General features: G+C 38.6%; 10 protein-coding genes. 8 read left to right on the forward strand and 2 right to left on the reverse strand.

What is annotated here, in order from left to right; genetic code table 11:
• Positions 1-7 precede the first annotated feature (7 nt).
• The 4 genes from H8S90_RS11395 to H8S90_RS11410 all read left to right on the forward strand — a co-directional run bounded on the left by H8S90_RS11395 (position 8) and on the right by H8S90_RS11410 (position 6,672).
• Positions 8-1,609: a NuoM family protein gene (locus tag H8S90_RS11395; RefSeq protein ID WP_187342647.1), complete on the forward strand. Its 1,602-nt coding sequence runs from the start codon at positions 8-10 to the stop codon at positions 1,607-1,609.
• Between the two features lie 25 nt (positions 1,610-1,634).
• On the forward strand, positions 1,635-3,110 hold the full coding sequence (locus H8S90_RS11400) for an NADH-quinone oxidoreductase subunit N (protein WP_187342648.1): 1,476 nt from the start codon (positions 1,635-1,637) through the stop codon (positions 3,108-3,110).
• 176 nt (positions 3,111-3,286) lie between these two features.
• The gene (locus H8S90_RS11405; RefSeq protein WP_187343011.1) at positions 3,287-4,603 is read left to right on the forward strand and encodes an ammonium transporter; all 1,317 of its coding nucleotides are present in this window, start codon (positions 3,287-3,289) and stop codon (positions 4,601-4,603) included.
• Between the two features lie 158 nt (positions 4,604-4,761).
• Positions 4,762-6,672 carry a class II glutamine amidotransferase gene (locus H8S90_RS11410; protein ID WP_187342649.1) on the forward strand — a complete coding sequence of 637 codons (1,911 nt, stop codon included), beginning with the start codon at positions 4,762-4,764 and terminating at the stop codon, positions 6,670-6,672.
• Between the two features lie 122 nt (positions 6,673-6,794).
• On the opposite strand, the gene H8S90_RS11415 is transcribed toward H8S90_RS11410, so the two are convergent.
• The gene (locus H8S90_RS11415; protein WP_187342650.1) at positions 6,795-7,427 is read right to left on the reverse strand and encodes a LysE family translocator; all 633 of its coding nucleotides are present in this window, start codon (positions 7,425-7,427) and stop codon (positions 6,795-6,797) included.
• A 209-nt stretch (positions 7,428-7,636) separates the two neighbouring features.
• Here H8S90_RS11415 and H8S90_RS11420 point away from each other — a divergent pair, with 209 nt between their 5' ends.
• Complete coding sequence (locus H8S90_RS11420; protein ID WP_187342651.1) at positions 7,637-8,086, forward strand: dCMP deaminase family protein; 450 nt, start codon at positions 7,637-7,639, stop codon at positions 8,084-8,086.
• A gap of 8 nt (positions 8,087-8,094) precedes the next feature.
• On the opposite strand, the gene H8S90_RS11425 is transcribed toward H8S90_RS11420, so the two are convergent.
• Positions 8,095-8,769, reverse strand: coding sequence for a trans-aconitate 2-methyltransferase (locus H8S90_RS11425; RefSeq protein WP_187342652.1), 675 nt, complete (start codon positions 8,767-8,769; stop codon positions 8,095-8,097).
• 144 nt (positions 8,770-8,913) lie between these two features.
• Here H8S90_RS11425 and H8S90_RS11430 point away from each other — a divergent pair, with 144 nt between their 5' ends.
• From H8S90_RS11430 to H8S90_RS11440, 3 genes are all read left to right on the forward strand, one after another.
• Positions 8,914-10,755: a UbiD family decarboxylase gene (locus tag H8S90_RS11430; protein WP_187342653.1), complete on the forward strand. Its 1,842-nt coding sequence runs from the start codon at positions 8,914-8,916 to the stop codon at positions 10,753-10,755.
• 104 nt (positions 10,756-10,859) lie between these two features.
• Complete coding sequence (locus H8S90_RS11435) at positions 10,860-11,228, forward strand: hypothetical protein (protein ID WP_187342654.1); 369 nt, start codon at positions 10,860-10,862, stop codon at positions 11,226-11,228.
• Positions 11,229-11,385: 157 nt separating this feature from the next.
• Entirely contained in the window at positions 11,386-11,913 is a 528-nt protein-coding gene (locus H8S90_RS11440) for a ferritin (RefSeq protein ID WP_187342655.1), read from the forward strand.
• Positions 11,914-12,094 lie beyond the last annotated feature (181 nt).

Here is a 12,094-nt window from a genome sequence, read left to right on the forward strand (position 1 = left end):
TATTATTATGAGCTGGTTGTCTATCTTAATTTTTTTGCCATTATTGGCTGCTCTAGTGATGTTGGTTTTGCCAACAGCGTTGAAAGCTAGTTTTAAATATATTGCAGCCGGCATTTGCACAGTGCAGCTGTTGCTGTCCGCTTATTTATATTACCAATTTAACGATGGTTTCGGTGGTGTGAATGTATTGGAATCGTATCAGTTTGTAGAGCAGCTTCCATGGATAAGAATGAACTTGGGAGCTTTAGGTACATTGGAAGTAGACTATCTAGTAGGGGTTGACGGACTCTCTATACTATTCTTGTTTTTAACGGCGCTTGTCATGCTCGTGGCGGTTGTGGCATCATGGACGATGGAAAAGCAGCTTAAGGGCTATTTTGCCTTATTGATGCTGTTAAATACCGCCGTAATGGGAGTTTTTGTGGCACTTGACTTTTTCCTGTTTTATGTGTTCTATGAAGTGATGCTGTTGCCACTTTATTTTCTTATAGGCATATGGGGCGGCGCACGTAGAGAATATGCGGCCATAAAGTTTTTCCTTTATACGTTATTGGGCTCAGTGTTTATGTTACTGGTGATGGTGGGTTTATATTTCTCCGTAATAGACCCATTAACAGGAAGCCATACCTTTAACATGCTGCATATGATGAACCCCGACAATATTGTTAAGGAATCCATTTTTTCACCTATTGCCCATCAGGAGTTGTTCGGAGTATCTGCTCGTTTATTAGCATTTATTGTCCTGTTTATCGCCTTTGGTATAAAAATTCCTATCGTACCTTTACATACTTGGTTGCCGGATGCACATGTGGAGGCTCCTACTCCGGTTTCTATCATTCTGGCAGGAATCCTGTTAAAAGTTGGCGGATATGGTATTTTGCGTATTTGCTTTGGTATTTTCCCTGATCAAGCCATCGAAAGTGCGTGGTGGTTGGGGTTGATTGGCGTGGTGTCGATTTTGTATGGGGCACTAAATGCATTAGCGCAGCAAGATCTTAAAAGGTTGGTGGCTTATTCGTCTGTGTCGCATATGGGCTTTGTGTTGTTAGGTGCTGCTTCGATGACACCCGAAGGAGTAAGTGGAGCGATATTTCAGATGGTGAGTCATGGCTTTTTATCGGCTATGTTGTTTTTTTTGGTAGGGGTACTATATGATCGGGTGCACGACAGGATGATTTATAATTTTAGAGGACTGGCCTCCATTATGCCAAAATATACGGTGTTTGTTGCGGTCGGATTTTTTGCATCTTTGGGACTTCCAGGTTTTTCTGCATTTATCGCAGAAGCGTTCACTATCATTGGCGCTTTTAATTCGGAAAGTGTTAACGGTTTGTTGCCTCGATGGATGGCCGTTGGAGGGTCAGTCGGTATCCTATTAAGTGCCGCTTATTTCCTCTGGACATTGCAGCGGATGTTTTTTGGCAATACGAGGTTGAAGGGAGGTGAGGACTGGCGAAAGCAATTAAGGGACGTTGATAGGCGTGAAACAATTGTTTTGGTTCCTATGGTGGTTTTTGCATTACTTTTGGGTATAGTTCCTTTCTTAGCTTTTGAAAAAATTAACACATCAGTACTTTCATTAATTGAATTGATGGGGGTTTCTAAATAATAAATTTGCGCAGAATATAAGCGTCATGAAAGAATATATACCGCATATAAGTGATTTGATAGATTTGGTGATAGAGGGACTGGCCTTTTTACTTCCTGAATCTATACTTACCATTGCCTTCTTGATAAGTATATTTTCTGGAGTTTTTGTAAAGAATAATTCGTTTATAACGTGGTTAATAACTATGGTGGGGTTACTGTTGGCGGGTATGGCTACGGTTTATCAGTTACACTCACCAGCCGATGAACCCGTGTTTTTTGATATGATCCTCCCGGATACCACCGGTGCCAAGATTAAAATTCTGATTACTTTGTCCGGACTCTTATTTGGTTCTTTTTTATTTTACAGTAAAGTGTTCAAAACTTATGAGAAAGGGATCGCTGATTTATTGAGTACCCTCTTAGCGCTACATGTAGGAATGAACTTAATGGCTATGTCTGTCAATTGGCTGATGACTTATATCGCTGTCGAAATGGTTTCAATAGGTTCATATATTATGGTGGGTGCTTTTGTGATTGGAAAGAATCAAAGTGAGGCAGCAATGAAATATGTACTATTTGGTGCCGTTTGTTCTGCTATGATGTTGTATGGTATATCTTTTCTTTACGGATATACAGGTAGTCTTTCGTTTACTGGAGAAAACCACTTAATAGCTTTGGCAGAAATGCCTGTGCCGTTGTTATTGTTTGCTATGTTATTGGTATTGACAGGAATCGGATTTAAATTGTCTTTTGTGCCTTTTCATTTTTGGAGTCCTGATATTTATCAAGGTGCGGCTACGCCAGTGGTAGCTCTTTTGTCGACAGCTCCTAAAATTGCGGCGATCGTACTGTTAGCGCGCTTTGTATCGGCATGGTCTATGTTTATGATGCCGGTGGTAATTTTCTATATGTTGGTATTTTTTGCTGTAGCCAGTATGGTAGTAGGTAACTTTGTCGCAATTAGACAGCATAACTTAAAACGGATGATGGCCTACTCTTCTATTGGTCATACCGGTTTTTTAATGATGATCGTTCTTTCAGGTCTCGAACAATCCGTTAATGTTTTGCTGTATTATTTGTTAATCTATACCATCATGAATATGGGCGTGTTTATGCTGGCGTCCTATTTTGAAGAAAGGCTGGGTGTAGTAGACGTAAATCAGTTTCGAGGTCTAGGGAAGGTGTATCCTACATTAACAATGGCCATGACTATTTTTATGGTATCCCTAATAGGTTTACCTCCCACTGCTGGCTTTATTGCAAAGTTATTAGCCTTCTCTGCTGCATGGGATGTTTATACGCATGGAGGTGACATGGCCTGGTTAGTACTCTTAGCAACCGGCGCAGTTACTACAGTAGTCGCATTGTTTTTTTATTTTAAGATTCCACTTAACGCCTTCCTGCGTAACAGTGAAGTTGATTATCCTAAATCGCCTGTTAATGGCCTCGTGGTGATAGCTCTGCTTTTGTCATTCTTCACCTTGATTCTGGGCATTTTTCCCTCCATTATGCTGAACTAAAAAATCTCGTTGTTACTACTTCCTTTTTATGTGGTAATCGGTTTATTTTTGTTTTTTTAGATATTTTGTTTACATTTTTGTATGTAAAAATGCATTTATATAAAAAAATGTTAATTTTTTTGTTATTTATTTTTAACAATTCTATATATTTGGACAAAAAAGTAAAAAAATTGATTATGAAATCTAAAAAATCAACTATTCCATTTGTTTTTCTGTTGTTATTGGTTGTTTTGTGTTTGTTTTTTCCGTCAATACCGATAAATGTAGGTGGTGAATCTAGTTATGATGCTGCTGATGTAGCCTGGATGTTAACATCTACAGCGTTAGTGTTAATCATGACGCCGGGTTTAGCATTTTTTTATGGCGGAATGGTTAAAAAGAAAAATGTCATCTCTACCATGCTGCAAAGCTTCATATGTATGTGTTTAATTGCAGTTGTTTGGGTGATTTTTGGTTTTAGTTTAGTGTTTGGAGAGTCTCTATATGGAGTTATTGGTAATCCTGCGACGTATTTTATGTTTAACGGAGTGATTGGCGGACCGAATTGGTCTGGTGCCCCTACCATACCGTTTGCACTTTTTGCGATGTATCAGCTCAAATTTGCTATTATAACACCAGCGTTAATAACTGGTGCGTTTGCAGAACGTATTCGCTTTACGTCATATATTCTGTTTGTTTGTTTGTTTTTTATCTTTATTTATGCCCCATTAGCACACGCTACTTGGCATCCAGAGGGTTTGCTGGCAAATATGGGCGTATTAGATTTTGCAGGTGGTACTGTTGTTCACATGTCTGCTGGTGTGACCGCTTTTGTATCGGCTATTTTTCTTAAAAGAGGTAATAGTAACGGTCATGACCCTGCTCGTGTAACTTATGTATTGATCGGTATGGGTTTACTTTGGTTTGGCTGGTTTGGTTTCAACGCTGGCTCTGCTTTTGGGGCGAATGACTTAGCAGCTTCTGCTCTAGCAACTACTACGACAGCATCAGCTGCGGCTGCTTTGGCATGGATCTTTTTTGATGCAGCGCGAGGGAAAAAACCAACAGCCATGGGAGTTTCTATAGGGGTAGTTGTTGGCTTGGTGGCGATTACGCCAGCTGCAGGCTTCGTTACTGTTCCTCACTCCTTAATAATAGGGGTAGTAACCTCGATCATCTGCAATTTGTTAGTTGAATGGCGTACTACTCGCTCCAACGTTGACGATACGTTGGATGTGTTTCCAAGCCATGGAGTAGGGGGGATGATAGGAATGATTTTAACGGGGGTGTTCGCAACAAAAACTATTAATCCTGATATTGATACGAACGGTTTGTTTTTTGGTGAAACAACGTTGTTTTGGGCACAAGTAATAGGATTAATTGGGGCTGTGGCCTATACATTTATAGTAGCCTTTATTCTGTTAAAAATTACGAATACAATCAGCAAGTTGCGTGTTTCCCCAGAGGAGGAGGAAGTGGGGCTTGATATTAGTCAACATGGCGAGAAATTATAACCAACCAAAAACAATAACTAGAAATTAGCTAGTTTACGTGCTGATTAGAAGGCCCTTTTTTTGGGCCTTTATTATTTTACATTGAAGTGTTTATTTTTAGACTGCTTTTCTTTTGCAAAGCCATATAAAAATGTAATTTTGCATGCTCAATTCCAAATATGAGTGACTCAATTAAACACGAGTGCGGCATTGCGATGATTCGTTTGCTAAAGCCTCTATCCTATTATCAGGAAAAGTATGGAACACCTCTGTACGGTCTCAATAAACTATATCTATTAATGGAAAAGCAGCATAACCGTGGACAAGACGGTGCGGGTATTGCTACCATTAAATTTGATGTAAAGCCAGGTAATCGTTATATAAGTAGATATCGAGCAATGGGGTCTAGTGCTGTTTCGGAGATTTTCGAATATGTACAACGGAAATTCGCAGCTATACAGCAGTCTGATCCAGATCTTTTCCAAGATTCGCACTGGTTAAAGGAAAATATGAGTTTTATAGGGGAAGTGCTGTTAGGGCATTTGCGCTATGGTACACATGGTAAAAACAGTATAGAAAATTGCCACCCCTTTTTACGGCAGAATAACTGGATGAGCCGAAATCTAGTGATTGCCGGAAACTTTAACATGACTAATGTTGACGAGCTATTGGAACAATTGTTTGAGTTAGGGCAACATCCGAAAGAGCAGGCGGATACCGTAACTGTGCTAGAGAAAATAGGCCATTTCCTTGATACTGAAAATCAGGAGTTATTTGATGAGTTTAAAAAAGAGGGGTATTCTAACGTTGAAATAAGCGCGCTTATAGCTAAAAATCTTGATGTTGCTAATATATTACGGCGATCGGCTAAAACCTGGGATGGCGGTTACACTATCAGTGGGATATTTGGTCATGGAGATGCTTTTGTAATGCGGGATCCCGTTGGTATAAGGCCTGCTTATTATTATTATGATGATGAAATTGTGATAGCGGCCTCTGAACGTCCGGCAATACAAACGGCTTTTAATATAAGGTTCGAAAGTATAAAGGAAATTAAACCGGGGCATGCGTTAATCATCAAAAAGGATGGAACAATAAGTGAAGAGATGTTCCGTGAACCGGAAGAACAAAAATCATGTTCTTTTGAGCGAATTTATTTTTCGCGCGGAAGTGATACGGAAGTTTATCAAGAAAGAAAGCAGCTGGGCCGTTTACTTTGTCCGAGTATATTGAAGGCAGTTAAGCATGATATTAAGAATACAGTCTTTTCCTTCATACCCAATACTGCGGAGGTAGCTTTCTATGGGGTAATGGACGGGGTGAACGATTATGTAAGGAAATTACAGAAGGATACGCTACTCAAAAGAGCAGATAAGATAGCTGATAAAGAACTTGACGAAATGTTGAGTATCTCTCCCAGGTTCGAGAAGTTGAACATTAAAGATGCTAAGCTTCGAACATTTATTACACAAGATGCAGACAGGCAGGATATGGTTGCACATATTTATGACACAACCTATGGAATAGTGAAGGGAGGAAAAGATACTATTGTGGCCATAGATGATTCGATCGTTAGAGGGACGACTTTGAAGCAGAGTATTCTTAAAATATTGGATAGATTGAACCCCGTTAAGATTATTATAGTTTCCTCTGCCCCTCAAATCCGCTATCCCGATTGCTATGGTATAGATATGTCTCGGATGGGAGAATTTGTCGCCTTCGAAGCAGCGATTTCTTTATTGAGAAGAAATGGTATGAATTATATTATTGACGACGTTTATCAGAAATGTGTTGAGTCACTTGATATGGATAATGAGCAAGTGGTAAACCATGTTAAGGCAATTTATGAACCTTTCACTTATGAAGAAATCTCAGAAGAAATTGCTCGTATCGTTACTCCTATAGGTATAAACGCCAAAGTAGAAGTAATTTATCAAACGTTGAAAGATTTGCATATTGCTTGTCCAAAAAATAGAGGAGATTGGTATTTCTCAGGAGATTATCCAACACCTGGAGGGAATAAAGTGGTAAACAGGGCATTTATGAACTGGGTAGAAGGTAAGAATATTAGAGCTTACTATTCCGCATAATTTTTCACGAAGTATTATCTACTGCTCCATTTTATATTTTTAAGAAAGAGGTCAAAAAATACATAGCTCCAAAAGTAAAAACTATTTGAAGTACACTTCATAACAGCTATTTTGCCTCTTTCTTAAACTATTGTGTGGGTAAATACGAGCTCATACATGAGTCTGAGTGCAAACACGATGATAAGAGCACCAGCAAATTTATTGATTTTATTCAACGTGCACTCTTCTATTTTGTGACTAAGCTTGTCGGCATAAAAAGCTTTTAGAGAATCGATACCTAACTGCGTCAGTAATACACAGGCGAAAAACGGGATAATTCGCTTAAGATCGAAATCGTTGCTGATAGATACAACACCACTTGTGACACTTATCCAATATAATAACAACGTTGGATTAAATATACACATAGCAAAGCCTTTAATACAGTACCCACCATGTTCTTTTTTAGAAAGACATTTGTTGTTCCGTTTAATGGTTACTTTCTTAAGAATATAGTGAATGCCAACTCCCAATAGCACAATACTCCCGATAATACCTAAGGGTAACAATATTTCGCGTTCCCTGGCAATGTAGGAGGAGCCATATAGAGCGAGAGCAACATATAAAATATCAGCAGTGAAGACACCAAAAGCAAATGATAACCCGCCGTAAAAGCCCTTTTCAAGGCTAGTTTTTAGTAAAGCGAAGAATGCTGGGCCGGTCAGGAAAGACAATACAATACCTAGGCCAACGCCAGAAACAATAACTTCAATCATGTTTTTCCCTTGCTTGGTTGAGCTGCAATTATACTAAAAAAAAATTAAATGGAAATTTTGCTAAAAAAATGCATGGCTATTTTTGACGGATTGAGTCGGTTATTTTTTTATTTTTGTTGGCGTTGTTTTTAAGAGAGAGTATCTTTCTCTTGCATTACTGGTTTATTGGGTATGCCATGTAACAGTTTTGAAATGTAACGAATAGAGAAATGGTAAAGCCAAGTTTTGACGAAATTTTCATGAATTTAGCGCTAGAGCTAGCGGAAAGATCTCACTGTGTAAAAGCACATGTGGGAGCTGTCTTAGCTAAAGATACCCGTATCATATCCATAGGTTATAATGGCCCGCCATCTGGTACACATAACTGTGACCAAGAATGGCCAGAAGATGGTTGCGCGCGTGATGCTAGAGGTAGTTGTTCATTGGCACTACACGCAGAAGAGAATGCGATATTGTATGCTGTTAAAAACGGAGCGGGTTTGCAGGGGGCAACACTATATACTACCTTATCCCCTTGTTTGCCTTGTGCTAGACTGATTTATTCAGCAGGTATCATTCGGGTATATTATAAACGTTCTTATGCTATCTATAAGGGGCTTCCTTCGGACGAGGGGGTTGATTTCCTAAATAAATTCGGTGTAGAGGCAATACAATTCTAAGGGTATCCTTAAGCTTTTGTTCCAATCATTACTACAAAGTTGTGATAACGATAAATGCAATCCACTTCTTGAAAGCCTGTTCGTTGAAGTTCATTTAATTGCCAAGCTAAAGGTGCAAACTTATCAAGAGACGTCCTTTGAAAAGCTCTTTGTATAGAGGCTTGATCCAAACCTGACTCGATAACCGAACGACGCCATTGAGCTTTATAAAAGTTGTCTATTGCAGAGGTCCGGCCTTTTACTTGATCAGCATTAACAAATAATCCTCCAGGATTTAAGGCTTTATAGACCCGTTGATAGATAGACGTTTTTTCCGTATCAGTTAGATGATGTATGGATAAAGAGGAGATAACGATGTCATATTTTCCTGGGATGCCCTTCTCGCGATAATCCATTTCTAGGTAAGAAAAGTTGGATAAACCTGCAAAACGTTTTCTGGCTATTCCTAACATTTCCGGAGAAATATCTAATAGCGTGTATTTAAGTTTAGGATTAGTTTGATAAACAAAATAGGAGAATAAACCCGTGCCTGCTCCTATATCCAAAACATGCTCTGCCGCTGTACGTTCCGCTATCAAAGGGAGGCTGATTTGGTAAAAGTCTTTAAAACAAGGTATTAAGAATTCGCGTTCTTGATCATATTGTTCAGAAATTTCTCCAAAACGCTTTCGTATCTCATTCATTGATTTCTTGTTTTAAGATCTAATATAGGATTTTTTGTAAGCTTTTAATAGAAATGATCGGATATTTTTTTGTCTTGATATGACAATTTTATCTAAGTTTGCTAGAGATTCATGCGCTTGTTCCGTATGATAAATAAATATTTTATGGGTTATAAGAGTTTGGCCGAATGTGTACAAGATCTCGAACGACACGGACATTTAATACGAATAAAGGAAGAGATTGACCCTTATTTGGAAATGGCAGCTATCCATCTGCGAGTGTATGAGAAACAAGGGCCTGCAATATTATTTGAGCATGTAAAGGGAAGTAAATTTCCTGCTGTTTCGAATCTTTTTGGAACGCTAGATCGATCACGTTTTATGTTTCGTGATACCATAGATAAAATGAAGATGATGGTTGATTTGAAAATGGACCCTATGCGCGCTTTGAAGAAACCATGGAAGTATGCTGGGGTGTCGCTAAACGCGCTTTCTGCCTTACCCATGAAAGTAGGAAAGGGAAAAACTCCTGTCTTTCGTCATCAGACAACCATAAGTTCTCTACCTCAAATTGTGAATTGGCCAATGGATGGTGGACCGTTTATAACCATGCCGCAGGTTTACACAGAAGATATTTCCAGGCCCGGAATTATGCACGCGAATTTGGGTATGTATCGGATTCAATTGGCAGGGAATGAGTACATACAGGATGAGGAAGTGGGTTTGCATTATCAATTACATCGGGGAATAGGGATTCATCAGACGAAAGCAAATGAACAAGGTAGACCTTTAAAGGTGAGTATATTTATTGGTGGACCTCCAGCGCACCCGTTAGCAGCCGTGATGCCTTTGCCTGAGGGTTTGTCGGAAATGATTTTTGCTGGTGCTTTAGGTAATCGCAGATTTAGATATTTTTATGATGATGAAGGCTTTTGTGTTTCTGCTGATGCTGACTTCGTCATTACTGGTACGGTATACCCTCATGAAAATAAACCTGAGGGCCCTTTTGGTGACCATATTGGTTATTACAGCCTAACGCATCCATTTCCATTAATGAAAGTACACAAGGTGTATCACAGGCGTGACGCTATCTGGTCGTTTACTGTTGTAGGCCGGCCTCCACAGGAAGATACGAGTTTTGGTGAATTGATACATGAGATTAGTGGTCCTGCTATACCAAAGGAGATTCATGGCCTACATGCAGTACATGCGGTGGATGCTGCTGGAGTTCACCCATTATTATTCGCCATTGGTTCTGAACGTTATACTCCCTATCTGAAACTGAAAAGACCACAGGAAATTTTGACAATAGCTAATCAGATTCTGGGGAAAAATCAATTGAGCTTAGCTAAATATTTATTTATAGCCGCATATGAAGATAATCCAGCGTTAGATATACATAATATCGTATTATTTTTTACGCATATACTAGAACGGATTGACACGACGAGAGATTTACATTTTTATACAAAAACCACAATTGATACCTTAGATTATACGGGAGAGGGGCTTAACTCAGGGTCGAAGGTGGTTTTTGCGGCAGCAGGGGAGAAAATACGTGTTTTATGGAACAGCTTGCCAGCTAACTTTGAAATACCTAGGCCTTTCAATGATAAAAAGCTCGTGATGCCAGGCGTATTAGCGGTAGAGGCTCCTGCGTTTTCTTCTTATGAAGATACTCAGCGTTTGATGCTAGACTATCTGAAAGAACTTGAACGAATTGATTTAAATGGTATAGCAATGATTGTGCTTTGTGATGACGCTAAATTTACTGCGGAAAATCCACATAACTTTGTTTGGACTACATTTACAAGAAGTAATCCTTCTCATGATATATACGGCGTTGGAGCTTTTATTGAACACAAGCACTGGGGTTGTACAGGTCCGGTAATCATAGATGCTAGGAGTAAGCCCCATCATGCGCCACCGTTAATTAAGGATTCAACGATTGAGAAAAAGGTAGACGCCCTGGGAAAGAAAGGTGGGGTGTTACATGGAATCATCTGATTTTTAACACAGCGATAAAACGTATAAAATAGAGAATTTATTTGGACTGATTATATATAGTTGTTATCTTCGCAGAGAAGTTTGGTTAATCTTAATTGCTAGATATGCTTTGTGCCTTTGCGAGCTTAGATGAAATTTTTAGAACGGAGTTTGGTGCGGTTATGCAGTGCAGCAACAAAAATTGTTATTGGTTAGAGTTTGCTGGAGATTGTACGCCATTTAAGGTAGCTGATTTTTTAAACTTTAGAAAACAGGTCGAAGCAATAGATATTGATCAAATTTTATACGATCCTCAGCCCGGAGCAGACTATACCATTATTATGCCCTTTAGATCGCAAAGATGTTTTGTACTTAGTGTAACGGATGTTCTTAACCTCAAGGAACTACTATACGGAGCTAAGTTTATGATGGAACTTCCGGGTATTATCAAAGACTGTTTGAACGTTTCCCCGATATCGTCTTCAACTATTTAATTAACGATTTTTCGTTCCTTTTTTGTTTAAGTGTCTAATTTAGACTCAATACGTATTGTTTTTATTTTAAGCAACTTAAGGTTTAAATCTTTTACTTTGCATAAGTGATTGTAGTCGTTATTTGACTTAAACACATTTTTGTTAATACTGTTGAGTTATGAAAGATTTATTAAGATTAAAAACTTCGTTAAACGAAGAAATAGAAAAAATATTAAATGAACAGGTTAAGGTTGAGGCACATTCGTCTGCGATATACTTAGCGATGTCTTCTTGGTGTGATGATCAAGGGTATGATTTTAGTGCGGGGTATTTTGCTAAACAGGCAGAGGAGGAGCGTACCCATATGCTTAAGTTATTTAACTATATCAATGATAGGGGAGGAAAAGCGGTATCTCCAGAAATAGTAAATATACCGAAAGACTTTGAATCGTTCAGGAGTGTTTTCGAGTTAGCACTAGAACAAGAAATGCATGTTACAGCGCAATTTAATAACATTGCCGAAAAATGTTTTAAAACAAAAGATTTTGTTACTTTTCAATTTATTCAGTGGTTCTTAGCAGAACAAATAGAAGAAGAGTACGTGGCAAGGCGGATTTTAGAAATGTTCGATGTAATAGGTGAGGAAGGTACTGGTCGCTGGGAAATTGATAAGCACGTTCCGAAAGTTGCTTATAGCGGTGAGTAGTTAATATTAATGCCATGGTTATGTGAATACCACGTAGCTTCAAGTGATGCGGAAGAAGAGGGTTGTCAATTATAAAATTGGCAACCCTTTTTTATTGCCTAAAGATAATTAATTAGTATATTTCACTGGAAAAAGATATATCGTGTTAGTTATTGTAGGTTCTTTATAAGAAGTTTTATCG

The sequence above is a fragment of the Olivibacter sp. SDN3 genome, from assembly GCF_014334135.1.
Taxonomy (GTDB): domain Bacteria; phylum Bacteroidota; class Bacteroidia; order Sphingobacteriales; family Sphingobacteriaceae; genus Olivibacter.

What these genes read in the sequence shown, in the direction of transcription:
- H8S90_RS11430 (WP_187342653.1), top strand. Translation starts at nt 8,914, where the DNA reads ATGGGTTATAAGAGTTTGGCCGAATGTGTACAAGATCTCGAACGACAC.
- H8S90_RS11425 (WP_187342652.1), bottom strand. Translation starts at nt 8,769, where the DNA reads ATGAATGAGATACGAAAGCGTTTTGGAGAAATTTCTGAACAATATGAT.
- H8S90_RS11435 (WP_187342654.1), top strand. Translation starts at nt 10,860, where the DNA reads ATGCTTTGTGCCTTTGCGAGCTTAGATGAAATTTTTAGAACGGAGTTT.
- H8S90_RS11395 (WP_187342647.1), top strand. Translation starts at nt 8, where the DNA reads ATGAGCTGGTTGTCTATCTTAATTTTTTTGCCATTATTGGCTGCTCTA.
- H8S90_RS11405 (WP_187343011.1), top strand. Translation starts at nt 3,287, where the DNA reads ATGAAATCTAAAAAATCAACTATTCCATTTGTTTTTCTGTTGTTATTG.
- H8S90_RS11440 (WP_187342655.1), top strand. Translation starts at nt 11,386, where the DNA reads ATGAAAGATTTATTAAGATTAAAAACTTCGTTAAACGAAGAAATAGAA.
- H8S90_RS11400 (WP_187342648.1), top strand. Translation starts at nt 1,635, where the DNA reads ATGAAAGAATATATACCGCATATAAGTGATTTGATAGATTTGGTGATA.
- H8S90_RS11420 (WP_187342651.1), top strand. Translation starts at nt 7,637, where the DNA reads ATGGTAAAGCCAAGTTTTGACGAAATTTTCATGAATTTAGCGCTAGAG.
- H8S90_RS11410 (WP_187342649.1), top strand. Translation starts at nt 4,762, where the DNA reads ATGAGTGACTCAATTAAACACGAGTGCGGCATTGCGATGATTCGTTTG.
- H8S90_RS11415 (WP_187342650.1), bottom strand. Translation starts at nt 7,427, where the DNA reads ATGATTGAAGTTATTGTTTCTGGCGTTGGCCTAGGTATTGTATTGTCT.